The organism is Idiomarina loihiensis L2TR, from assembly GCF_000008465.1.
Classification (GTDB): domain Bacteria; phylum Pseudomonadota; class Gammaproteobacteria; order Enterobacterales; family Alteromonadaceae; genus Idiomarina; species Idiomarina loihiensis.
Map to the genome: position 1 here is coordinate 1,012,999 of NC_006512.1, position 24,155 is coordinate 1,037,153.

At 46.3% G+C, this 24,155-nt stretch carries 22 protein-coding genes and 2 tRNA genes; 4 read left to right on the plus strand and 20 right to left on the minus strand.

Annotated elements, in window-relative coordinates:
- Nucleotides 1-4: 4 nt before the first annotated feature.
- The 3 genes from lipB to IL_RS04905 are packed head-to-tail and all read left to right on the plus strand — an operon-like array spanning nucleotide 5 to nucleotide 2,031.
- Nucleotides 5-670 (plus strand): lipoyl(octanoyl) transferase LipB, encoded by a 666-nt coding sequence (lipB, locus tag IL_RS04895; protein ID WP_011234210.1) that lies wholly within the window; start codon nucleotides 5-7, stop codon nucleotides 668-670.
- Complete coding sequence (gene lipA / locus IL_RS04900) at nucleotides 654-1,622, plus strand: lipoyl synthase (RefSeq protein WP_016341310.1); 969 nt, start codon at nucleotides 654-656, stop codon at nucleotides 1,620-1,622. Before lipB ends, lipA begins: the two co-directional genes overlap by 17 nt.
- Before the next feature lie 16 nt (nucleotides 1,623-1,638).
- Nucleotides 1,639-2,031 carry an MAPEG family protein gene (locus IL_RS04905; RefSeq protein WP_011234212.1) on the plus strand — a complete coding sequence of 131 codons (393 nt, stop codon included), beginning with the start codon at nucleotides 1,639-1,641 and terminating at the stop codon, nucleotides 2,029-2,031.
- Here IL_RS04905 and IL_RS04910 read toward each other — a convergent pair.
- The 17 genes from IL_RS04910 to rlmE all read right to left on the minus strand — a co-directional run bounded on the left by IL_RS04910 (nucleotide 1,999) and on the right by rlmE (nucleotide 19,364).
- A complete protein-coding gene (locus tag IL_RS04910) occupies nucleotides 1,999-3,156 on the minus strand; it encodes a hypothetical protein (protein ID WP_011234213.1) in 1,158 nt (385 codons plus the stop codon). The two genes, IL_RS04905 and IL_RS04910, sit on opposite strands and share 33 nt — an antisense overlap.
- 11 nt (nucleotides 3,157-3,167) lie before the next feature.
- On the minus strand, nucleotides 3,168-4,052 hold the full coding sequence (gene nlpI, locus IL_RS04915; protein ID WP_011234214.1) for a lipoprotein NlpI: 885 nt from the start codon (nucleotides 4,050-4,052) through the stop codon (nucleotides 3,168-3,170).
- A gap of 124 nt (nucleotides 4,053-4,176) precedes the next feature.
- Entirely contained in the window at nucleotides 4,177-6,327 is a 2,151-nt protein-coding gene (gene pnp, locus IL_RS04920) for a polyribonucleotide nucleotidyltransferase (protein WP_011234215.1), read from the minus strand.
- A gap of 180 nt (nucleotides 6,328-6,507) precedes the next feature.
- The gene (gene rpsO / locus IL_RS04925; RefSeq protein WP_011234216.1) at nucleotides 6,508-6,777 is read right to left on the minus strand and encodes a 30S ribosomal protein S15; all 270 of its coding nucleotides are present in this window, start codon (nucleotides 6,775-6,777) and stop codon (nucleotides 6,508-6,510) included.
- A 97-nt stretch (nucleotides 6,778-6,874) separates the two neighbouring features.
- The gene (gene truB / locus IL_RS04930) at nucleotides 6,875-7,807 is read right to left on the minus strand and encodes a tRNA pseudouridine(55) synthase TruB (RefSeq protein ID WP_011234217.1); all 933 of its coding nucleotides are present in this window, start codon (nucleotides 7,805-7,807) and stop codon (nucleotides 6,875-6,877) included.
- Nucleotides 7,807-8,193 carry a 30S ribosome-binding factor RbfA gene (rbfA, locus tag IL_RS04935; RefSeq protein WP_011234218.1) on the minus strand — a complete coding sequence of 129 codons (387 nt, stop codon included), beginning with the start codon at nucleotides 8,191-8,193 and terminating at the stop codon, nucleotides 7,807-7,809. The genes truB and rbfA overlap by 1 nt, the downstream gene beginning before the upstream one ends.
- A gap of 18 nt (nucleotides 8,194-8,211) precedes the next feature.
- Complete coding sequence (gene infB, locus IL_RS04940; RefSeq protein WP_011234219.1) at nucleotides 8,212-10,902, minus strand: translation initiation factor IF-2; 2,691 nt, start codon at nucleotides 10,900-10,902, stop codon at nucleotides 8,212-8,214.
- A gap of 26 nt (nucleotides 10,903-10,928) precedes the next feature.
- Nucleotides 10,929-12,428: a transcription termination factor NusA gene (gene nusA / locus IL_RS04945; protein WP_011234220.1), complete on the minus strand. Its 1,500-nt coding sequence runs from the start codon at nucleotides 12,426-12,428 to the stop codon at nucleotides 10,929-10,931.
- 26 nt (nucleotides 12,429-12,454) lie between these two features.
- Nucleotides 12,455-12,913 (minus strand): ribosome maturation factor RimP, encoded by a 459-nt coding sequence (rimP, locus tag IL_RS04950; RefSeq protein ID WP_011234221.1) that lies wholly within the window; start codon nucleotides 12,911-12,913, stop codon nucleotides 12,455-12,457.
- 176 nt (nucleotides 12,914-13,089) lie between these two features.
- Nucleotides 13,090-13,166 (minus strand) — tRNA-Met (locus IL_RS04955).
- A gap of 75 nt (nucleotides 13,167-13,241) precedes the next feature.
- Nucleotides 13,242-13,328: transfer RNA gene (locus tag IL_RS04960), tRNA-Leu, on the minus strand.
- Between the two features lie 6 nt (nucleotides 13,329-13,334).
- On the minus strand, nucleotides 13,335-13,676 hold the full coding sequence (secG, locus tag IL_RS04965) for a preprotein translocase subunit SecG (RefSeq protein WP_011234222.1): 342 nt from the start codon (nucleotides 13,674-13,676) through the stop codon (nucleotides 13,335-13,337).
- Between the two features lie 4 nt (nucleotides 13,677-13,680).
- Nucleotides 13,681-14,439, minus strand: a complete 759-nt coding sequence (tpiA, locus tag IL_RS04970) for a triose-phosphate isomerase (RefSeq protein WP_011234223.1) — start codon at nucleotides 14,437-14,439, stop codon at nucleotides 13,681-13,683.
- A gap of 87 nt (nucleotides 14,440-14,526) precedes the next feature.
- On the minus strand, nucleotides 14,527-15,867 hold the full coding sequence (gene glmM, locus IL_RS04975) for a phosphoglucosamine mutase (RefSeq protein ID WP_011234224.1): 1,341 nt from the start codon (nucleotides 15,865-15,867) through the stop codon (nucleotides 14,527-14,529).
- The gene (gene folP, locus IL_RS04980; RefSeq protein ID WP_011234225.1) at nucleotides 15,864-16,679 is read right to left on the minus strand and encodes a dihydropteroate synthase; all 816 of its coding nucleotides are present in this window, start codon (nucleotides 16,677-16,679) and stop codon (nucleotides 15,864-15,866) included. The genes glmM and folP overlap by 4 nt, the downstream gene beginning before the upstream one ends.
- A 70-nt stretch (nucleotides 16,680-16,749) precedes the next feature.
- A complete protein-coding gene (gene ftsH, locus IL_RS04985; RefSeq protein WP_011234226.1) occupies nucleotides 16,750-18,696 on the minus strand; it encodes an ATP-dependent zinc metalloprotease FtsH in 1,947 nt (648 codons plus the stop codon).
- A 41-nt stretch (nucleotides 18,697-18,737) separates the two neighbouring features.
- On the minus strand, nucleotides 18,738-19,364 hold the full coding sequence (gene rlmE / locus IL_RS04990) for a 23S rRNA (uridine(2552)-2'-O)-methyltransferase RlmE (protein ID WP_011234227.1): 627 nt from the start codon (nucleotides 19,362-19,364) through the stop codon (nucleotides 18,738-18,740).
- 91 nt (nucleotides 19,365-19,455) lie between these two features.
- Here rlmE and yhbY point away from each other — a divergent pair, with 91 nt between their 5' ends.
- Entirely contained in the window at nucleotides 19,456-19,752 is a 297-nt protein-coding gene (gene yhbY, locus IL_RS04995; RefSeq protein WP_011234228.1) for a ribosome assembly RNA-binding protein YhbY, read from the plus strand.
- Here yhbY and IL_RS05000 read toward each other — a convergent pair.
- From IL_RS05000 to carB, 3 genes are all read right to left on the minus strand, one after another.
- Nucleotides 19,727-20,275 (minus strand): hypothetical protein, encoded by a 549-nt coding sequence (locus IL_RS05000; RefSeq protein WP_011234229.1) that lies wholly within the window; start codon nucleotides 20,273-20,275, stop codon nucleotides 19,727-19,729. The two genes, yhbY and IL_RS05000, sit on opposite strands and share 26 nt — an antisense overlap.
- Nucleotides 20,276-20,434: 159 nt before the next feature.
- Nucleotides 20,435-20,911, minus strand: coding sequence for a transcription elongation factor GreA (greA, locus tag IL_RS05005; protein WP_011234230.1), 477 nt, complete (start codon nucleotides 20,909-20,911; stop codon nucleotides 20,435-20,437).
- The gene (gene carB, locus IL_RS05010) at nucleotides 20,908-24,132 is read right to left on the minus strand and encodes a carbamoyl-phosphate synthase large subunit (protein ID WP_011234231.1); all 3,225 of its coding nucleotides are present in this window, start codon (nucleotides 24,130-24,132) and stop codon (nucleotides 20,908-20,910) included. The genes greA and carB overlap by 4 nt, the downstream gene beginning before the upstream one ends.
- Nucleotides 24,133-24,155: the final 23 nt, after the last annotated feature.

Here is a 24,155-nt window from a genome sequence, read left to right on the forward strand (position 1 = left end):
CGGCATGAACGATACCCTAATTATCCGTGAATTGGGCAGGCAGCCATACGAACCCGTATGGCATGCTATGCAAGAATTCACTGACCAACGCGACGAACATACTGCCGACGAGCTGTGGGTGGTCGAGCACGATCCCGTATTCACTCAAGGACAGGCGGGAAAAGCTGAGCATATTCTCGCTCCGGGTGATATTCCGGTTATCCAGGTCGACAGAGGCGGACAGGTTACCTATCACGGTCCGGGTCAGCTCGTTATTTATTTCCTTCTTAATATCCGTCGTCTTAATTATGGTGTCCGTCAACTCGTTAACCACATTGAAAACACCGTCATTGAAACCCTTTCCGACTACGAAATTGATGCCAAAGCGCGTCGAGACGCTCCTGGAGTTTATGTCGATACAGATAAAATTTGCTCTCTGGGACTGCGTATTCGTAAAGGCTGTTCTTTCCACGGATTGGCCTTGAACGTCAATATGGATATGGAACCTTTTTCCCGAATAAACCCTTGTGGTCTTTCGGGCATAAAAATGATTCAAACTAAGGATCTCAATGGTCCTGATAGCTTTAGTGAAGCGGCTGATGCAGTGATAAAACACTTTACCAGCTCTCTTTCCTACAGCAACATTCTTCAACAAACGGGACTCGCTCAAGATTATGTCAAAGCCAGTTAGAGTTGAACCTGGTGTCAAAATGCGTGACGCCGATAAAATGGCACTGATACCAGTACAAATTATTCCCACCGAACGCGATCAGATGTTGCGTAAGCCGTCGTGGCTGAAGGTGAAGTTACCTTCTTCAACTGAGCGTATTGATGAAATTAAGCAAGCAATGCGCAGCCATGGTTTGCACTCTGTTTGTGAGGAAGCATCCTGTCCAAATTTACCGGAATGTTTTAATCACGGTACAGCCAGTTTTATGATCCTGGGCGACATTTGTACACGTCGTTGCCCATTCTGTGACGTTGCTCACGGTCGCCCTCTTCCTCCCGATCCGGAAGAAGCTGAAAAGCTGGGCAAAACCATCCGCGACATGAAAGTGAAGTATGTCGTAATTACATCGGTTGACCGTGATGATTTACGCGACGGCGGTGCTCAGCACTTTGCGGACTGTATTCGTGAAATTCGTGAGCACAGTGAGAACAACATTCAGGTAGAAGTGCTGGTACCGGATTTTCGTGGTCGTATGCAGGTTGCGATCGATATTCTCAAAGGCGAGGCGCCTGACGTATTTAACCACAACCTTGAGACCGTGCCACGCCTGTATAAGGCAGCTCGTCCTGGTGCAAATTACCAGTGGTCTTTAGACTTGCTGCAAAAATACAAAGAAGTTCGGCCGGATATCCGGACTAAGTCGGGACTTATGGTCGGCCTTGGCGAAACCAAAGAAGAAATACTGGAAGTCATGAAAGATCTTCGTGCGCACGATGTCGACATGTTGACTATCGGACAGTATTTGCAGCCTAGCCGCCACCATATTCCGGTAGCACGCTACGTGCACCCCGACGAGTTTGAAGAGCTGCGTGTTGCTGGTGTTGAAATGGGCTTTAGCCACATTGCCAGTGGGCCACTCGTACGCTCGTCTTATCATGCTGATTTACAGGCAGCAGGCGAAACCGTACGTTAATTAAGGAATAGTGACCGTGAGCCTTTTATTGTGGTGTTTACTCATTGCCGGAGTCTTGCCAATTTTGGCTAAGGCACCTGTGGTTTACTTTCAGAACCGCGATAACGGTTATGACAATAAACACCCCAGAGCTCAACAGCAACGGTTACTTGGGCGTGGAGCCCGGGCCGTTGCCGGTCACTATAATGCCTATGAAGCTTTCCCATTATTTGCCGCAGCAGTATTGGCAGCCCTAGCAACTTCTCAGATCACCGACCGAATTGAATTTTTAAGCATTTCTTTTATTGTACTTAGAGTGCTCTATCACATTGCTTATTTAAGCAACTATGACAAACTTCGTTCACTTATTTGGTTTCTGGCAACACTCTGCCCAGTGCTAATTCTGGCGCAAGTCGCTATTAGCGTCTAAATCAAAAGCGTTAGTTTTTTGCTCCAGCAATCTTAAGTAGAGTTCTGGCCATAGTTTGGTGTCGTGACGCTCCATAGCGGTTCTAGTATTAACAGGGCGCCATGCTTGTCTGTCATCTATAGCGTTACAGGTATCCGCTTTAAAAAGGCCGACAACGGCTTCCCCAGAGCTCCCTAAACGCCACTTCCCTTGCTTCTTAATCGCAATATCTTGCCAGGAACTCAGTTCATCTTTCCACGGTAGCCTTTTATAAATCGCTTTAATTTTCCGTGCCGAATACTCGTTATGAGCTTCTGTCACAATAATATTCAAGCTGTCATGGTCGTAGTAGCCATAACAGAAATTTTGAGCAAGTGCGTCTGACATTTCGTATTCATCAGCGAACCCCATCCAGTGTCCTAGCTCATGTTGAATAACCGCTTCTGAACTGTCAGCCGTTAAAGTCAGTGTCTGACTATTGGCACTGGCAATGCCTTCTTCGGCTAATATTACCTGCCTATCAAAACTTTTTTCAAAATGACAATTTGCCCGTTTTCTCTGTGTATCGGTTACACAAGATAAGTTTTCGTCCAAAGTAAAGCTAACGCACCAATTCTGAGTATCAAAAGGTGTATTTTTTACCGCGGACAAAAAGTTAAGATAGCGTCGCTTTTCGCCAGAGTCAGCAGCAACAACATTGATTTCCATATTGCATTGCGCGCTAGGCTTATAGCGTTCAATCAGTCCAAACTGACTCTGTAACCAGGAGTCTTTCGAGTTTACCCAGCGATGCACCCATTCGTGCATAGAAATGTTCTGATCGGCTAGCTCAGCGGTAGCCACCTGCCTTTGAGCCACAGGGTCGCCAGCATCAGCAGCCAGAGCAAGCCAAGCGTCACTTGTCGCTGGAAATTCGTTAATTAAACTTTCTATGGCTGGAAAGTAATGCTGCTTTGCCGACCGCTGCCACCAATAATAAGCAGCGGTACGATTATTCAGTGCCCAGTGGTGATTCGCCAGTTGATGTTGTGCCTTGGCATTGCCCTGATGCGCGAGACTGCTGCGCTCTTGCTGTTGGTTATAAACCTGATGAGACCATCCAGTTAAAGCCAGCAGAAACAACACAATTAAGAGTCTGGTTTTCACTCCTTTTCTCTTTAGCGACTGAGTAAGGATTCACGAATACGGTTTAGCTCAACTGACGCATATCGGTGTTCAACAAAACCATATACATTGGTCATTAAAGCCAATTTAAAGTAGTTAACAGCCTGCAATTGCTCTCCTTCCATTTGCATGTACTTGCCAAGATAAAAATAGGCTTCACACAAACGTTCAGTCAGCTTTTCCGATTCCCCTAAGTTACGGGTCATACGTTGTAAAAACGCTTCTTCAGAAAGTTTGCCTGCATACAGTTGTACAATCTGATACCCCCAGTCGGATTTACTCAGTTTCTCAGCGTTTTGCTCAAGGCTTTTTTGTGCCAACGCGGCATCATTTTCATGTTCGGCGAGAAACAGCCAAATAACGCGGTAAGGATCATCGGGTTCTCTTTCCAGATGGTATTTTAAGTCTTCCTGAGAAAGTTTCGTTCTGGCATCATAATACTCGGCTATACCCCGGTTCAAATAGGCATAACGGTGCTCAGGGTTGAGTTCAATTGCTGAATCAAAAGCCTCATAAGCGTAATCAAACTCCTCTAGTTGCGTATATTGAATACCTAAGAAATTATACGCATCGGCCAACCTCGGGTTATATTCTAAAGCTCGGGTAAAATCCATTCTCGCAAGAGTTCTCAAGCCAACGGCGTCGTATAACGCACCGCGGCGGTAATATAGCTCTCCGCGCTGTTCCTCAGTTAAATTTTCTCTTAGCATCTGCCCTATGCGTGCCAGCTCAATCTCATAACGAAACTCTGCGCTTTCAGGCTCTGCAAGTACCACGGTATCAGGTAACTGATTAAATGAACTTTGCGAGGCACACCCCGTCATGACGCCTAATAACAACAAAGCTCCCATGAACCTAACACTTCTGCGCTCTTGCATAATTTTATCCTTAAATATACATTCGCCCCTATTACAGCACACTCAACGCCATTCAGGCAAAAAGCAGATATAAAAAAACCCCGTTCACACGGGGTTTTTAACAAAGCTGAGAAAATCTTTACGATTACTCTTCGCTTTTGTTTTCTTCTTCAGCTGCTGGCTCTGCCGGCGCTTCAGGTGCTGGTTCTTCTTTTTTCTCAGCCGCTTCTTTCATGCTTAAACGTACGCGACCCTGACGGTCAATTTCCAGTACTTTAACCGGAACAACATCACCAACTTTCAGGTATTCATTTACGTCGTTAACACGTTCTTCTGCAATTTGAGAAATGTGAACTAAGCCATCTTTACCGGGCAGAACAGTAACAAAGGCACCAAAGTCTACGATACGTGCTACTTTACCCTGGTAAATTTTGCCAACTTCAACGTTAGCCGTTAGCTGTTTGATTTTCTCAATAGCGGCGTCAGCATCAGCCTGGTCGCTGGCTGCAACTTTGATAGTACCATCATCACCAATCTCAATGTTGGTATTAGTTGACTCAGTCAGCTCGCGAATAACCGCTCCGCCTTTACCGATAACGTCTTTGATCTTGTCCTGATCAATTTTGATGGTGGTAAAGCGAGGTGCATAAGTAGACAGTTCTTCACGGTGACCGCCAATAGCTTCGTCCATCACTTTCAGAATGTGTAAGCGAGCTGATTTAGCCTGCGCTAAGGCACTTTCCATGATGTCGCGAGTAATGCCGTCAATTTTAATGTCCATTTGCAGCGCAGTAATACCATCAGTGTTACCCGCTACTTTAAAGTCCATATCACCTAAGTGATCTTCATCACCAAGAATATCAGACAGAACAACATGCTTGTCGCCTTCTTTAACCAAGCCCATAGCAATACCCGCTACAGAAGACTTGATTGGTACACCTGCATCCATCAACGCCAGTGAAGAACCACAAACTGAGGCCATAGAGCTTGAACCGTTTGATTCAGTAATTTCTGACACCACACGAATGGTGTATGGGAACTCGTCGTGGCTAGGCATAACCGCCTGAATACCCCGTTTAGCCAAACGACCATGACCAATTTCACGACGTTTTGGCGAACCAACCATACCCGTTTCACCAACACAGTATGGAGGGAAGTTATAATGCAGCATGAAGCGATTCGTGTTCATACCGGTCAGCTCATCAATCATCTGAGCATCACGATCGGTACCTAAAGTCGCAGTTACCAACGCCTGAGTCTCACCACGGGTAAACAATGCTGAACCGTGAGTACGCGGTAATACACCAGTAGCCACACTAATAGCACGAACCATGTCAGGGTCGCGGCCATCAATACGCTTTTCACCGGCAATAATACGGCTACGGACAATGTCACTTTCCAGGTCATGGAAAATTTTGCCAGATTCTTCTAAATCGACATTTTCATCTTCAGCAGTCAGCTTCTCGACCATCTGCTCTTTAACCTGGTCAAGCTTACCTTTACGTTCTGCTTTGTCGGTAGTGCGGTAGGCTTCGCCAATACCTTGCTCTGCCAATTCACGAATTTTGGTCTGTAAGCTTTCATCTTTTGCAGGTGCCTGCCAATCCCACTTCTCTTTGCCTGCTTCTGCAGTAAATTCAGTAATGGCTTTAATAACGTCCTGCATTGCTTCGTGACCGTACATAACGGCACCAAGCATTTGGTCTTCAGACAGCAATTGAGCTTCTGATTCAACCATTAAGACAGCTTTATCAGTACCGGCAACCACTAGGTCCAGTTTCGAGTTTTCTAACTCATCTGCGGTTGGGTTTAAAACGTATTCATCGTTCACGACACCAACACGAGCTGCACCGATTGGGCCTGCGAAAGGAACACCAGAAATAGACAGCGCTGCTGAAGTACCAATTAAGGCAACAATATCAGGATTAATTTGAGGGTTTACAGAAACAACAGTTGCAACAACTTGCACTTCGTTCATGAAACCATCAGGGAATAATGGGCGAATTGGACGGTCGATTAAACGACAAGTCAGAGTTTCATTTTCGCTTGGACGGCCTTCACGCTTAAAGAAGCCACCTGGAATTTTACCGGCTGCGTAAGTTTTCTCTTGGTAATTTACCGTTAATGGAAAAAAGTTTTGCCCTTCGCGAGCTTCTTTTTTCGCAACCACAGTGACCAGGACTGTTGTGTCATCGATGCTGGCAAGCACAGAAGCAGTCGCCTGACGTGCTATTACGCCAGTTTCTAAAGTGACTGTGTGCTGACCGTACTGAAATTGTTTAGTTATTGGATTCACGTTGCTTTCCTTTACCTTCAAAATATAGAGTATCCGGATTGATACTCGTCTTCTCTCTTTATTTATCTCATCGCATAGTATAGGGGAATTGTGACGAAATTAAGACCCATAAGCCTAAAAAAGAATACAAAAAAAGGGCCTGAAGGCCCTTTTAATTTTATTCTTTTCAGAACGTTTGTCTTAGCGACGGATGCCAAGACGTTCTACGATAGCTACGTAACGTTTTTCGTCTTTACGCTTCAGGTAATCAAGAAGCTTACGACGACGGCTAACCATACGTAGCAGACCACGACGTGAGTGGTGATCTTTCTTATGTTCTTTAAAGTGGTCTTGTAATTCAGCCAGGTTTTTAGTTAAAAGCGCAACTTGCACTTCAGGAGAACCGGTATCGTTCTCGCCTTGGCCAAATTCTTTTAAAATCTCAGCTTTCTGTTCAACAGTTAGTGACATGCTAACTCCTAAGTTTTGTCAAAATGATCGACGCCAATCACTAATTCAGCATCGATATGAAGGCGGCGATTATACTCGTCAGCCGCCGTAAAAACAACTATAAATCCACATGCTCCCGCGCAATAACCCGACGCGGCCATAATTCCGCATTTTTCACCCGTGCAACACCAAGAAATAGCGAGTTTTCTGTGGCAACGCGCCATTCTTCTGCGTCATTTCCATTTTGCTCAGGTAAAGGAATGGGCTGTCCATGCAAAAAGTCGCGAGTTTGCGCTTGAGTCACTGTTACCTCTGGCAATTGTCCCAGTAGCAAATCAGCCGGATGCAATAACGCATCGAGACCTTCATAGCCCTCTTCTGCTAACGTTTCCAGTTGTTCCAGGGTCACCATAGCCGCTTCAGCTATGTCGGCTACTGCATTACGATGTAGCATGGATACGTGAGCACCACAGCCTAGTAACTGACCCAGGTCATCAACTAAAGTACGAATATAAGTACCTTTGCTGCAACTCACTTGCAGGGTCACTTTATTGTCCTGAATATTCAGCAGTTCGATAGAGTGGACGGTGATTGTCCGCGTTTTTTTCGGTACTTCAATGCCTTGGCGCGCATAATAATATAATGGACGGCCTTCGTGCTTCAGTGCCGAATAAATAGAGGGAGACTGATCCTGTTCACCAATAAACTGCTTTATTGCATCGGCAACCTTAGCGGTATCAACTGCAACAGGCTTTTCCTCTACCACTTCACCTTCGGCGTCACTGGTGGTTGTTCTTACCCCCAGCGTAGCTTCAACCCGGTAGGCTTTATCGGCATCCAGCAGATATTGCGAAAACTTCGTCGCCTCTCCCAGACAAACTGGCAGAATACCGGTTGCCAGAGGATCCAGCGCACCAGTATGACCCGCTTTTTGTGCATTATACAGGCGCTTAACACGCTGCAGGGCATGGTTTGAACTCATGCCCTGCGGTTTATTCAATAATACTACGCCCGTGAGAGCACGGCCTTTGCGTAGACGAGCTTTAGACATTAATCGTCTCCGCTGTTTTCGCTGCTTTTCTTATCTCGTTCACGAGCTTCTGCAACCAATTTGCCCATACGAATCCCTTCATTTAAAGAAGCGTCGTGCTGAAACCTTAGTTGCGGAACAATGCGTGCTTTGATGCGCTTACCCAATAAAGATCGAATGAAGCCTGAGGCTTCATTCAATACTTTTAACGCCTGCTTAGTTTGCTCAGGGTCATCCTGGAAAAAGGTAACAAACACTTTGGCATAAGCTAAGTCACGAGAAACTTCCACGTCGGATACTGTGACCATGCTAACGCGAGGATCTTTTATCTCACGTTGCAGGATCATAGCGATTTCTCGTTGTAGCTGATGCCGTACCCTTTCGGTACGGCTAAACTCTTGAGCCATAAATTCCTGTGTCCTTGATTACAGCGTACGTTCAATCTGAATGGTTTCGAAGACTTCAATTTGGTCGCCTTCTTTGACATCGTTGTAGTTCTTAACACCGATACCACATTCCATGCCGTTACGAACTTCCTGAACGTCGTCTTTAAAGCGACGTAAAGATTCTAGTTCGCCTTCGTAGATAACAACGTTATCACGCAATACGCGAATTGGAGCAGAACGCTTCACCACACCTTCAGTTACCATACAACCAGCAATGGCACCAATCTTAGGTGATTTAAAGACATCACGAACTTCGGCTAAACCAATAATCTGCTGTTTAAACTCGGGCTGCAGCATACCGCTCATTGCCGCTTTAACTTCGTCAATTAAGTCGTAAATAACGCTGTAATAGCGTAAGTCGACACTTTCCTGTTCAACCAGTTTTCTGGCTGCAGCTTCAGCACGAACGTTAAAACCAACAACAATGGCATTTGAGGCACTGGCCAGAGAAATATCGGTTTCGGTGATACCACCAACGCCGCTACCGATGATGTTCACTTTTACTTCATCAGTTGACAGTTTGGTTAAGGCATCAGAAATCGCTTCCAGTGACCCTTGTACGTCAGACTTAAGTACAATATTAAGCTCAGCAACATCACCTTCGGCCATGTCCGCAAACATGTTTTCCAGTTTCGCTTTCTGTTGCTTGGCTAATTTCACATCACGGTATTTACCCTGACGATAGTTAGCTACTTCACGCGCTTTACGCTCGTCTCTGACAACCGTTGCTTCGTCGCCTGCCTGAGGAACACCGGACAGACCCAGTATTTCTACAGGAATAGATGGGCCCGCTTCTTTAATTTCTTTACCGGTTTCATCGCGCATCGCACGAATACGACCGTATTCAAGACCACAAAGTACAACATCGCCCTGCTTCAGCAGACCGCGCTGAACCAATACCGTTGCTACCGGGCCGCGGCCTCGATCCAGGCGTGATTCAACCACAATACCTGAGGCCATACCGGTTTTCTCTGCACGTAAATCCAATACTTCAGATTGCAGCAAAATAGCTTCTAACAGCTCATCAATGCCTTCACCGGTGTGCGCTGACAATGGAATAAACTGAACATCGCCACCCCAGTCTTCAGGAATAACTTCCAACTGCGACAACTCGTTCTTCACACGGTCTGGGTCAGCGCCTTCTTTATCCATTTTGTTGATAGCAACAACCAGAGGAACGCCAGCAGCTTTTGCGTGCTGAACCGCTTCTTTGGTTTGCGGCATAACACCATCATCCGCAGCGACTACCAGGATAACAACGTCTGTTGCGCCTGCACCACGTGCACGCATAGAAGTAAAGGCGGCGTGTCCCGGAGTATCCAGGAAAGTCACCATGCCATGACCCGTTTCAACGTGGTATGCACCGATGTGCTGAGTAATACCACCCGCTTCGCCTGATGCAACTTTGGCTTTACGAATGTAATCCAGCAACGATGTTTTACCATGGTCAACGTGACCCATAACAGTAACGACTGGTGCACGAGGTGCCTCTTCTCCGCCTTCCTGGCGGTCAGAAAGCACTTCTTCTTCCAGCGCATTATCTTTCACCAACGCAGGTTTATGACCCAGCTCTTCAACCACTAAAGCGGCTGTGTCTTGATCAAGAATCTGGTTAATGGTGACCATCTCGCCCATTTTCATCATGGTCTTGATAAGGTCACTGGCTTTAACCGCCATACGGTTAGCAAGTTCACCAACGGTAATGGTCTCACCAATTTTCACATCACGTTCAACTGGCTGAGCTGGTTTATTAAAGCCCTGTTGCAGCGACGAGCCGCGACGAGCACCTTTACGACGCTTCTCGCGGCGTGGAGTATCATCGCTTTCTTCATCTTTACGACGACGCTTTTTACCGCGTTTGCGGCTTTTACGTTCTTCGTCAAAATCTTGTGCGTCTTCAGCTTCTTGCGCAGTAGATGACGTTGTAAAATGCACGTCTTCTTTTTCTTGCTGTTTACGTTTCTGCTCTTCTTCTTCCCAGCGTTTTGCGTTTTCTTCCGCCAGTTTACGAGCTTCTTCCGCTTGCGCTTCCGCTTCTTTTTCCGCTTTTTTACGAGCTTCTTCTTCCTGTTGACGCTTCAGTTTTTCAGCATCGGCTTTCGCTTTGTCTGCCGCTTCACGCTCTTCAGGTGTCATGGCAGCACGTTTTTCAGCTTCTGCTTTTTGACGCTCTTTCTCTTTTTCTTTGCGCAGCTTTTCTTTTTCAGCTTTTTCTTTCTCAGCTTTTTCGCGTTCTGCTTTAGCCTTGGCTTCCGCTTCTTTACGCTGCTGTTCTTCTTCGCGCTGTTTTTCTTCTTCGCGAAGCTTCGCTTCTTCCGCTTCTTTCTCTTGCGCTAAGCGTTCTTGTTCTTCACGTTCCTGTTCTTCGCTTGCTGAACGTTTCACGTAAGTACGCTTTTTACGCACTTCTACCTGAACGGATTTAGAGTCTCTTCCGCCACCAACGCTTAACGTACTTTTTGTTTTGCGCTTTAAAGTCATTTTGCTGGGTTCAGAGCTGCCGCCACCGCCGTGCTGACGATTCAAGTGAGCCAGTAATTTCTGTTTCTCTTCTTCGTTAACAGAATCACCCGCTTTCTTGGTCATGCCCGCTTCAGCGAACTGCTGAACCAGACGATCAACTGTTGTACCGACATCTGTGGCCAGCTTATCGAGCGTTACTTCTTCCATAGTCTGTTGTACCTCCGCTGATCGTTCTACTGTTCTTCATTGAACCAGCAAATATTGCGAGCTTTCATAATTAAATCGCCAGCCTGCTGTTCATTTAATTCTTCAATATCGGCTAAGTCGTCAACACCCTGTTCCGCTAACTCTTCCAGAGTTGTCACGCCTTTGCTGGCTAATACATAAGCCAGGTGACGCTCCATTCCTTCAAGGTTCAACAGTGTGTCATCTGGTTCAGCCGATTCCAGAGATTCTTCGGTAGCCAGAGCTTTCGTGGTTAAATAAGCACGTGCTCTGCTACGCAATTCTTCTACGATATCTTCGTCCATCCCTTCAATATCAAGGAATTCTGCAACCGGGACATAAGCCACTTCTTCAAGTGAAGAGAAGCCTTCATCAACCAGTACATTGGCAAAATCTTCATCGATATCTAAAGTCGATACGAACAAGTTCAATAGACGCTGAGTTTCAGCTTCATTTTTTTCGTTGAACTCGTCTTCGGTCATAACATTCAGTGTCCAGCCGGTTAGCTGACTGGCCAGGCGAACGTTCTGTCCACCTTTACCAATAGCTTGAGCCAGGTTATCTGCCGCAACCGCAATATCCATAGTATGTGCATCTTCATCCACAACTATAGACGCTACTTCAGCAGGCGCCATCGCGTTAATGACGTACTGTGCCGGGTTATCATCCCAAAGCACAATGTCTACGCGCTCGCCACCAAGCTCACCGGATACCGCCTGAACTCGTGCACCGCGCATACCAACGCAAGCCCCAACAGGGTCTATACGCTTATCGTTACTCTTAACCGCAATTTTAGCACGCGAACCCGGGTCTCGGGCAGCACCGCGTAGCTCAATCATCTCTTCGCCTATTTCAGGCACCTCGATACGGAACAATTCCAACAAGAAGTTAGGATTGGTTCTGCTTACAAATAATTGTGCACCACGAGCTTCTGGACGAACGTCATAGAGCAAACCGCGAATGCGATCACCTGGACGCACAGATTCACGCGGTAACATTTCGTCACGATAAATAATCGCTTCCGCGTTATTACCTAAATCCAGAATAACGTGCTCCCGATTCGCACGCTTAACAATACCGCTGACCATTTCACCCACTTGCTCACGGTATTCATCAACAACCTGAGCTCGTTCGGCTTCACGTACTTTTTGTACGATAACTTGTTTTGCAGTCTGGGTCGTAATACGGTCGAACTGTATCGAATCGATTTGCTCTTCTACGTAGTCACCGGCCTGTACCGATGGATCTTCGTATTGCGCTGCCGACAAGCTTATTTCACGGTAAGGATGTTCTAATCCAGAATCCGTGTCTTCAACGACTAACCAACGACGGAATGTATCAAATTCGCCAGTGGTACGATCGATATCAATACGAACTTCAATATCGCCGTCGTACTTCTTTTTGGTCGCATGAGCCAATGCTGACTCTAACGCTTCAAATATTTTTTCGCGTGGTACTGCTTTTTCGTTTGAAACCGCTTCTGCGACTAACAGTATTTCTTTACTCATGAGTGCTGCCTCGCCAACGCAATCTTTTAATCAAATGCCGGAACCAGGTGAGCGTTTTTCACATCACGCATATTCACCTGAAGAGTATCGTTATCAACGGCAAGGGTCAGTTCTTCACCCTCAACCGCAATCAATTCTGCCTTAAATTTTCTTTTGTTTTTTTGCGCCGCTACTAACTCAAAAGCAACGGTTTCATTTATATAAGGCTGCATTTGTTGGGCATTAAAAAACGGTCTTTCCATTCCCGGAGAGGACACTTCCAGGTTGTATTCAACATTAATAGGGTCTTCAACATCCAGTAGTGAACTGACCTGATAACTCACGTCTGCACAGTTATCCACGCTGATACCTTCCGGATGATCGATATATACCCGTAATGTTGAAAACTTACCGGCGCGAATAAACTCTACGCCCCACAATTCAAACTCCAGCGCTTCTACCGCTGGGCGAATTATATCGGTTAACCGTTCTTGCAAATTTGCCAATTACTGCCTCCTGAAACAAAAAAAGGGCGCAAGCGCCCAGTGTTCTGGCTATCCTAAGATAGCTAAGGCCGCATAGCAAAAAGCCCCGAGCTGCTGCGGGGCTTTCTGAACACTGGACCCTTTGTCAGTTATTTTAGCAAAAGCGACGCCTTAATGCGAAACGCTGCTACTAAAATTGGTTGCGGGGGCAGGATTTGAACCTACGACCTTCGGGTTATGAGCCCGACGAGCTACCAGACTGCTCCACCCCGCGTCCGAAACTTGTTGCACATTATACGTATTTTTCGTTTATTTTCAACCTCTGAGGCAACAATCAGAGAGCTAATTTTGGTGCAGAAGGCGGGACTTGAACCCGCACGCCCGTAAGAGCACTACCCCCTCAAGGTAGCGTGTCTACCAATTCCACCACTTCTGCAAAATCTTAGTCAATTGGCGGCACTTCAGATTCAGACTCTGACTTATCATCCGCTGGAGGTAACTCTTGCTCTTCAGCCGGAACTGAAAGGTCTGAGAAGTCATTTGACGACTCATCAGTAGAGGTCGATAAGTTACCCAACACCAGGCTCAGAATGAAAAACACTACCGCTAACCCGGCTGTTGCCCGGGTCAGGAAGTTACCTGAACCTGATGAACCAAAAACAGTGTTCGATGCGCCTGAGCCAAAAGATGCGCCCATGTCTGCGCCTTTGCCTTGTTGCAGCATAATAAAGCCAATTAAGACCAAAGCGACAACGAGAAATGCGATCATCAAAATTTCGTACATAATTTTACCCTTGAGCAGCTTGGCAAATAGCAACAAAATCTGATTCTTTCAGACTTGCGCCACCTATCAGGCCGCCATCAATGTCTTTTTGCGCAAATAATTCGGCAGCGTTGTCAGCTTTAACTGAGCCGCCGTACAATAACGGCATTTTCTCACCAATCGCGCCAAATTGCTCTACCAGTAACGCTCTTAATTTTGCATGAACGTCCTGTGCTTGTTCTGGTGAAGCCGTTTCTCCAGTACCAATTGCCCAAACAGGCTCATAGGCCAAAACAATTTTACCGGCTTGCTCCTTAGGAAGATCAGCTAAAGCCGCTTGCGCTTGCTGTGCTACAACTTCCCAGGTGTTTCCCTCATCGCGTTGTGCTTTATTCTCACCAACACAAATCACCGCTGTCATACCGGCATTAACCGTAGCCAAGGCTTTCTCATTCACCATTTTGTCGGTTTCTGCGAACAGCTGCCGACGTTCTGAATGTCCCACTAACACATAGCTAACACCAAACTCTTGTAGCTGTGCGGTTGAGATTTCGCCGGTAAAGGCACCACCAGTGTGTTCAGATACATTCTGAGCACCAATGGCAATGTCATCGTAATAACATTGATTAGCCAGCTCGCCAATAAGGGTGAACGGAGGACAAATGACTAACTTAACTTGCTGAAGCTGATTAAGTTTTTCCCGCAAAGCCGCCGACATTGTTTTCGTTAGCTCGCGATTTCCGTTCATTTTCCAATTTGCAATCACTAGTGATGCATTAGGCATAGTTTGTCCTCTACTCCAGAGCGCGGGAATAGTAGCGAAACACTCGCCAACTTACAAGCGAGATTTTCACCACTATCCGCTAACTGTTTAATTTGTAGCCGCTTCGACCTCGTTAGCAATTTGCTGAGCAAAGGCTTTTACCTTAGCTTCGTTCTCACCCTCGACCATTACGCGAATTAAAGGTTCAGTGCCAGACTTACGTAATAAGACCCGACCAGTGCCTGCTAAAGCGCTCTCAACTTCACGAACAACGCTTTTCACATTTTCTGATTCCAGCGGCTGTTTATCGCTCTCAAAGCGGACATTAATAAGTACTTGCGGCAGCTTATGAAAGTCGCAGCTCAGTTTCTCCAGAGACTTTTGTTCCTGATACATAGCTGCCAACACCTGCAGGCCAGCTATAATGCCGTCCCCAGTAGTGTGATGCTGACGGTTTATAACATGGCCGGAGTTCTCTCCCCCCAGATACCAGTCACGCTTAACCAGTTCCTCAATAACATAGCGGTCGCCGACTTTCGCCCGAACGAATGGAATACGCCGTTTATCCAGCTCCTTCTCCAAAGCAAAGTTGGTCATCAAAGTACCAACAACCCCGCCCTGAAGCTGTCCCTGATTCTGCGCAGTAACAGCGAGCATATAAAGAATTTCGTCGCCATCAATGGGGCGTCCGTTTTCAGTCACCATCATGATACGATCGCCATCACCGTCAAGCGCTATGCCAAGGTCGGCTTTGGTTTCCAGCACTTTATTCTGCAATGCCGTTAAGTGCGTTGCACCACACTCTTTATTAATATTCAGTCCATTGGGCTGCGTGCCTATTTCGGTCACTTCAGCACCAAGTTCCCGAAGCACATTAGGCGCAATGTGGTAAGTAGCGCCATGGGCGCAGTCAACCACGATGTGAAGCCCTTCCAGCGTCATTTCGTTGGGGAATACGCTTTTACAAAACTCAATATAACGTCCTGCGGCATCATTAATGCGTTTTGCCCGCCCTAACTCTTCGGAAATAACGCAGTCCATAGGCTCGTCTAACAAACGTTCAATTTCCAGCTCAACCGCGTCAGGAAGCTTGTGTCCGTTATCAGCAAAAAACTTAATACCATTATCATAATATGGGTTATGAGAGGCGCTAATCACGATTCCGGCAGCAGCTCTGAACGTGCGTGTAAGATAAGCAATTCCGGGAGTGGGCATAGGACCTAAGAAGTCCACGCCAACACCAGCAGCGGCTAAACCAGCCTCCAGTGCTGACTCAAGCATATAACCAGAAACCCGGGTGTCTTTGCCCACTAATACGCGACTGGTACCCTTAGCGGCTAGTACACGCCCAGCGGCCCAGCCAAGCTTTACGGCAAATTCAGGGGTTATCGGGAATTGCCCGACACGTCCGCGCACGCCATCAGTGCCGAAATATTTACGCTCACTCAAAGGTGTTCTCCTTCTATAGTTGCTGCAACCACTTTCATCGCATCAACTGTCTCCTTAACATCATGAACGCGAATTATACGTGCTCCTTTCATTGCTGCAATGGTTGCAGCCGCTAAACTGCCTGCTAAGCGATCTTTTACTTCACGTCCAGTAACATGACCTATCATGCTTTTTCGCGACATTCCCACCAATAACGGCAACTGTAATTCGTGAAACGCCTGCAAACGTTGCAATAACTGGTAGTTATGTCGCTGCGACTTGCCAAAACCAAAACCAGGATCCAACCAAATCCTCTCGCGTTCGATACCCGCTTTTTCACACGCTATAACACGCTCTTGCAAAAAAGTCTTAACGTCGCAAACAACATCATCATAATTAGGGTTGTGCTGCATACTTCGTGGCTCACCCTGCATGTGCATCAGACACACTTCTGCGTTTGTCGCTGCCAGCGCTTCCAGAGCACCTTTCTCACGCAAGGCATTCACATCATTAATTATATTGGCGCCAACTTCTATCGACTCTGTCATGACTTGGGGTTTGGTTGTGTCCACCGAAATAGCAACATCAAAACGGTCTCTTACCGCCTTTACCAAAGGAACAACTCTGTCCAACTCTTCCTGTTCAGCAACCGAATAAGCACCAGGGCGGGTTGACTCCCCACCAATGTCCACAATGTCAGCGCCGTCTTTGATCAGCTGTGCAACGTGGTCTATTGCATCATTTAGGTGGTTGTACTCCCCCCCGTCTGAAAATGAGTCCGGAGTGACATTAACAATTCCCATAACTCGCAACGGCTTTGGATTTTTCGGCATGGCTTAGCTCCGCTAATAACTGTGTCCTACAAAAAAGCCACCTCGCGGTGGCTTTTTAAAAGAATCAACGTTAAGAAGTTGCATCCCCGGGTTTATCAACATTAATGGGGCGGTCCGGACGTTCTTCGGTGTTCTCTGCCTTAGCAGCCCCACCGTCAGAATCGTTACCACCACTGTCTCTGTCATCCCAGTCTTTTGGCTGACGAACATCGCGACGGTTCATCAAGTCATCAATTTGGTCGGCATCAATAGTTTCATAGCGAACTAATGCGTCCTTCATTGAATGCAAAATATCTTCGTTTTCTTCCAGCAGCTTTTTCGCTCGCTGATAATTACGGTCGATAACTGACTTCACTTCTTCATCAATAGCGCGCGCAGTGTCATCTGACATGTGCTTGTGCTGGGTTACCGAGCGACCGAGGAACACTTCATTTTCATCTTCGGCGTACAGCAACGGCCCCATTTTCTCCGACAGTCCCCACTGGGTAACCATTTTACGAGCAATTTCAGTTGCACGTTCAATGTCGTTAGAGGCGCCGGTGGTCACTTTATCGTTACCATAAATAATGGCTTCTGCAAGACGTCCACCGAACAAGCTTGAAATCATACTTTCAAGATGCTGTTTACTGTGGCTGACACGATCCTGCTCTGGCAGATACATGGTCACACCCAGTGCGCGGCCTCGTGGAATAATCGATACTTTGTAGACTGGATCATGTTCTGGCACAAGGCGACCAACAATGGCGTGGCCGGCTTCGTGGTAAGCGGTCATCGCTTTTTCATCATCCGTCATAACCATTGAGCGGCGCTCTGCACCCATCATGATCTTGTCTTTTGCTTTATCAAATTCTTCCATTGAAACGACGCGCTTGTCGCCCCGGGCAGCAAATAGCGCAGCTTCGTTGACTAAGTTCGCTAAGTCCGCACCAGAAAAGCCGGGTGTACCACGAGCAATCACTGACGGTTTAACGTCATCACCTAATGGTACTTTACGCATGTGCACTTTAAGAATCTGCTCACGACCACGAACATCCGGTAAACCAACGATAACCTGACGGTCAAAGCGGCCAGGACGCAATAATGCAGGATCTAAGACATCTGGACGGTTAGTCGCGGCAATAACGATAATGCCTTCATTACCTTCAAAGCCATCCATTTCAACCAACATTTGGTTCAATGTCTGCTCACGTTCATCGTGGCCACCACCTAGTCCGGCACCACGTTGGCGACCCACGGCATCAAGCTCATCAATAAAGATAATGCATGGCGCAGATTTTTTCGCTTGTTCAAACATGTCACGAACACGGGAAGCACCGACACCAACAAACATCTCAACGAAGTCTGAACCGGAAATGCTGAAGAACGGTACTTTTGCTTCGCCCGAAATAGCTTTTGCCAGCAGGGTTTTACCCGTACCCGGAGGGCCGACCATAAGAACGCCTTTCGGTATTTTGCCACCCAGACGCTGAAACTTAGAAGGGTCTTTCAGATAATCCACAAGCTCTGAGACTTCTTCTTTGGCCTCATCACAACCGGCTACGTCTTTGAAGGTTGTTTTTGATTGCTCTTCATTCATTAGCTTGGCTTTGCTTTTACCAAACGACATAGCCCCACGGCCGCCACCGCCCTGCATCTGACGCATGAAGAATATCCATACACCGATTAACAGTAGCATCGGGAACCACGAAATAAAGATAGATGCCAGAATACTCTGCTCTTCTGGCGGAGTACCTTGTGTTTCTACATCGTTTGCCAACAAATCATCCAGAATTTTTGGATCATATTGAGTTGGTACAACGGTTTTATAAGATTGACCATTGCGAGTCATACCTGAAATAGTGCGTCCATCATCACCAAATTCAGCACGACGAATGTTGCCATTATTAACCTGAGATACAAATTCGCTGTATACCATGGTTGATGATGACGTTCCGCTCGGACTGAAGCTCTGAAAAACGCTCATCAGTACGACAGCTATCACAAGCCACAAGATGAGATTCTTTGCCATATCGCTCAAAGCCTATTACCTCTATTAAAAATCAACTACCCAACAGGGTACTACAGTTTATAGTCTGTCGCTACCAAGTAGACCTCTCTCGAACGTGCTCTTGAGGACTCTGGTTTTCTCGTTTTCACATCATTAAACGCTGCTCGTACATCTTTCAGGAAAGATTCAAAACCTTGCCCCTGAAACACTTTGACGGCAAAACTTCCACCTGGTTTCAAAACCTGATGGCACATGTCCAGCGCCAGCTCTACCAAGTACATAGAACGCGCCTGGTCTACCGTGCCATTACCGCTCATATTAGGTGCCATGTCAGACAGCACCACATCCACATTTTTACCACCAATACGCTCTAATAAAGCCTCCAGTACCGATTCTTCACGAAAATCTCCCTGAAGAAAATCGACTCCGGCGATTGGGTCCATCGCTAAAATATCACAAGCAATGATTTGACCATCGCCGTTAAAGTAGTCGGCCACGTACTGTGACCACCCACCTGGGGCTGCTCCTAAATCAACGACGGTTTGACCTTTTTTGATCAGTTTGTCCCGTTTTTGTATTTCTTCCAATTTAAAAACAGCGCGGGAGCGTAATCCCTTCTTCTGTGCTTTTTGGACAAACTGATCGTCAAAATGTTCTTTCAGCCAGCGCTGACTACTCACACTGCGTTTTTTTCCCATGATTTAACGAAGTTTCCTTAATTGTCTGGCCTGAATACCTGATCTGGCGTTACAATGTTAAAAAATCAAGCTCTAAAACGGATATTATCGAATGTCATTAAGTAATAAGCAAAAACAGCATTTAAAAGGTTTAGCACATCCGCTTAAACCCGTCGTACTACTTGGGGCTAACGGCCTTACTGAAGGTGTTCTTGCAGAAATTGAGCAAGCACTTGACCACCATGAACTGATTAAAATAAAAGTTCCGGAAGAAGATCGCGAGCTCAGAAAGCAAATTATGGCAACCATTGTACATGAAACCGGTGCCGCTGAAGTGCAAATTATCGGTAAAACACAAGTGATATACCGTGCTGCAGAAGAACCTAAGATTCGTCTTCCTCGCGGGTAATTCTTTGAATCGCAGGCTTAAGAGCTAATGCTTTTGCGACTAACTCTAATGCCTGCGATTTCTCCATCCACTTATCTGTAGTGGAAAAATACGCATCCAGCATCAAAGTCATACATTGTTCATCATCTTGCAGCCCGTAGGCTTTCAATAGCGGCTCTATCTTTTTGTGCGCTTTTAAAAACTCAATTCGCCGTTTGCGTTCTTCCTCTACCACGCTGCTCTTAACGTAATCGCCCTGAGTATAAGCGTAGCTGGGTTCGTGCAAGGTATAACCCGGAGCAAAAAACCAGTTAAGAGAAATTCTTTCTTGCAGTAGTTTCCGAATAATTTCGGCAAAAGGTAATTTGTTACTACGTTTCCAGTTGGCATAATCGTTGGCGTTGCGGCCTAACCACACAGAAACATCTTTATAAGTTGCCTTTTGTGAAATGAGCTTTAAACGTTCGAAGCACTCCGTGACGCTAAGTTCATCAAGGGGCGTATGCTGAAAAGTGTTAAATGATAGCGACTGTTCCTTGTCCATTGTCATCTTCTCTTGTAAATTTAATGTTAGAAAAAAAGATAAGAGCAAACTATACAATAGACCGTATAAAAAACAAACAGAAATGCGTTTCAAAAGAAAATAAAAAGAAAAAGGCTGGTAAACTTGCGTTTCCAGCCTTTTATACACTCATTGTTGATATTACTTATATTGTACTGCAACAACCTCGTATTCAACTTCACCATTAGGTGTCGTCACTGTCGCAATATCATCAATTTCTTTACCAATAAGTGCACGCGCAATGGGTGAATTCACAGAAATTAAGTTTGATTTAATATCCGCTTCGTCGTCACCCACAATTTTATAAGTAACTTCTTCGTCCGTTTTCGTGTTGTAAACGGTGACTGTGGAGCCAAAAATAACTTTGCCGTTATTTGGTACCTTAGTTACATCAATGATCTGCGCGTTGGAAAGCTTGGATTCAATTTCCTGAATACGGCCTTCGCAAAAACCTTGCTGTTCACGCGCTGCATGATATTCCGCATTTTCTTTTAAATCACCATGCTCGCGAGCATCAGCAATAGCTTCAACAATGCGCGGACGCTCTACCGTTTTTAAACGTTTAAGCTCATCACGTAATAATTGCGCGCCATGTTCCGTCATTGGAATCTGGTTCATATTAACGATACCCTTTTATGTAATTCTTGTACCGAGCTCACCCGAGCCCGATCATCCGCTGTATTTGCTTTTACTGTCGCAAACGCAGCATTCAATGTTGTGGTGTAAATAACTTTATTCAATAGTGCTTCGCGGCGAATATAGACCGAGTCTTCAATCGCCTGACGGCCTTCTACTGTATTTATAATATAGCAATATTCGCCGTTTTTAATCGCATCAACAATATTTGGACGGCCTTCTTGCAATTTATTTACAATACTGCAGTCAATACCTTCTTCACCAAGCATTTTCGCTGTACCGCGCGTCGCTTCTAAACTAAAGCCTAAAGCCAATAAGCCTCGGGCCAAGTCCATCAGACGTTGCTTATCACTGTCTTTTACAGAAATGAGTGCTTTACCTTTTTTAGCCAGCGCTTCGCCGGCACCCAGGTTGGCTTTCGCATAAGCTTCTTCAAAGCTTTCACCCACACCCATAACTTCGCCAGTTGAGCGCATTTCAGGTCCGCGAATAGGGTCGACCCCCTGGAACTTAGCAAAAGGAATGACCACTTCTTTCACCGAGTAATACGGTGGAATAATTTCTTTTACATAGCCCTGCTCTTGCAATGACTGGCCAACCATTACCCGAGCTGCCACTTTGGCTAACGGCACACCCGTTGCTTTAGAAACAAAAGGTACGGTTCTCGCAGCCCTTGGGTTTACCTCAATAAGGTAAATTTCATCCTCTTTAACCGCAAACTGAGCATTCATCAAGCCGTTCACATTCAATTCAAAAGCTAACTTACGCATTTGTTCACGTAATTGAGCCTGAATAATGTCACTCAATGAATACGGAGGCAATGAACACGCAGAGTCACCCGAGTGAACCCCGGCTTCCTCGATATGCTGCATAATGCCGCCAATCAGAACGTCGGTACCATCGCAGATAGCATCAACGTCAACTTCTATCGCGTTATCAAGGAAACGATCCAGCAGCACAGGCGCGTCATTTGACACTTTGACCGCGTCAGTCAGATAACGTTGCAAGTCCGCTTCGTCATAAACAATTTCCATAGCTCTTCCACCCAGAACATAGGATGGACGAACAACTAACGGATAACCAATACGTTTAGCTTCAGTCAAAGCTTCGTTAAAGCCTGTTACTGTCGAATTCTCTGGCTGTTTTAATCCCAGTCGACGCACGGCAGTCTGAAAGCGCGCTCTGTCTTCTGCTCTGTCAATAGCGTCAGGCGAAGTACCGATAATTGGAACACCATTAGCCTCAAGCTCACGCGCCAGCTTCAACGGAGTCTGGCCACCGTATTGGACAATAACCCCTTTAGGCTTTTCAATACGAACAATTTCGAGGACATCTTCAAGAGTAATAGACTCAAAGTATAGACGATCTGATGTGTCATAGTCGGTAGACACTGTTTCCGGGTTACAGTTCACCATAATGGTTTCATAACCGTCTTCACGCAGCGCCAACGACGCATGCACACAGCAATAATCGAACTCAATGCCCTGCCCTATACGGTTTGGTCCGCCACCAATAACCATAATTTTGTCATTGTCCGTCGGCGCTGCTTCGCATTCTTCATCGTAGCTTGAATACATGTAAGCTGTGCCAGAGGCGAATTCGGCCGCACAGGTATCAACACGTTTGTAAACGGGATGAATTTTATACTTATAACGCTTTTTACGAACTTCTGCTTCACTCACATGCAGAACATCAGCTATACGGGAGTCGGCAAAGCCACGACGTTTCAACACCGTCATAACGTCTGCGGTGAGCCCGGCTAAACCAAGTTCATCAACCTCTTTTTCAAGGTCTACAAGCTCTTCAATCTGAATCAGATACCACTCGTCTATACGCGTTAACTCAAAGACTTCGCGTACCGTCATACCTAAGCGAAAAGCGTCAGCGATGTACCAAATACGCTCTGCACCCGGTTCTTTTAATTCACGGATAACTTTTGAACGAGCATCTTTAGCTTCTAAGTCCACAATAGGGTCAAAACCCGAGGCACCAAGCTCAAGCCCTCGCAGCGCCTTTTGCATCGATTCCTGAAAGTTACGGCCAATAGCCATCACTTCACCAACGGACTTCATTTGCGTGGTCAACCGGTCATTGCAGTTCGCAAACTTTTCGAAGTTAAAGCGCGGTATTTTTGTGACCACGTAATCTAATGCAGGCTCAAAAGACGCGGGTGTTTTGCCGCCGGTTATCTCGTTCTCCAGTTCATCCAGCGTGTATCCAACGGCCAGTTTCGCTGCTACCTTAGCAATTGGGAAGCCTGTAGCTTTTGATGCCAAAGCCGATGAACGGGAAACCCGTGGGTTCATTTCAATAATGACCATGCGCCCGGTGTCCGGGTTAACGCCAAACTGTACGTTAGAGCCTCCAGTTTCTACACCAATTTCACGCAGAACGGCCATTGCCGCGTCACGCATTAGCTGGAATTCTTTATCGGTTAACGTCTGAGCGGGAGCAACGGTTATCGAGTCACCGGTATGAATCCCCATTGGATCGAAGTTTTCAATGGTACAGACAATGATGCAGTTATCGCTTTTATCGCGCACAACTTCCATCTCGTACTCTTTCCAGCCCAGTAATGACTCATCAATTAGCAGTTCATTGGTTGGTGAGAGGTCTAAACCGCGTCGACAAATTTCTTCAAACTCTTCACGGTTATAGGCAATACCACCGCCACTGCCACCCATAGTGAAGGACGGTCGGATAATGCAAGGGAAACCCAGTCGGCTAAGCACATCAAAGGCTTCATCAAGACTATGAGCCATCTCAGCATTCGGTGTTTCCAGACCAATCGCTTTCATTGCTTTATCAAAGCGATCACGGTTTTCCGCTTTATCAATCGCATCGGCATTAGCGCCAATCATTTCAACCTTATAGCGTTCCAGTACGCCGTGACGGTCTAAATCCAGCGCACAGTTCAAAGCGGTTTGACCACCCATGGTCGGTAACACCGCATCGGGACGCTCACGCTCAATAATTTTCTCTACTACTTCCCAGTGAATTGGCTCGATATAAGTTGCATCGGCCATTTCCGGGTCAGTCATAATGGTAGCAGGGTTAGAATTTACCAAAATGACTCGGTAACCTTCCTCGCGCAGCGCTTTGCACGCTTGAGCGCCGGAGTAATCAAACTCACAGGCCTGGCCGATAACAATAGGGCCTGCACCCAGAATCAGAATGCTTTTAATGTCGGTACGTTTTGGCATAAAGTCGCTCTATCTGTCCTTTC